1 protein-coding gene is annotated in these 291 nt (G+C 54.0%); it reads right to left on the reverse strand.

Annotated elements, in window-relative coordinates; genetic code table 11:
• Positions 1-188 (reverse strand): hypothetical protein (locus NPS56_RS31115; protein WP_274078188.1); only part of this gene is annotated, 188 nt, incomplete at its 3' end.
• Positions 189-291 lie beyond the last annotated feature (103 nt).

Consider the following 291-nt stretch of genomic DNA (forward strand, 5'->3'; position numbering starts at 1 on the left):
CAATAAACCTGTAGAAGCTGGCTTGCCAGCGATGACGTCAGCACATCCAACATCTTCCTCGCCTGAAAAACCGCCTTCGCTGGCAAGCCAGCTCCTACAAGGTGATCACCTCCAGACACAAATCCCGGGAACACCCAATAAACCTGTAGGAGCTGGCTTGCCAGCGATGACGTCAGCACATCCAACATCTTCCTCGCCTGACAAACCGCCTTCGCTGGCAAGCCAGCTCCTACAAGGTGATCACCATCAGACACAAATCCCGGGAACACCCAATAAACCTGTAGGAGCTGG

This window comes from Pseudomonas putida (assembly GCF_028682635.1).
In the GTDB taxonomy this organism is placed as follows: domain Bacteria; phylum Pseudomonadota; class Gammaproteobacteria; order Pseudomonadales; family Pseudomonadaceae; genus Aquipseudomonas; species Aquipseudomonas putida_AE.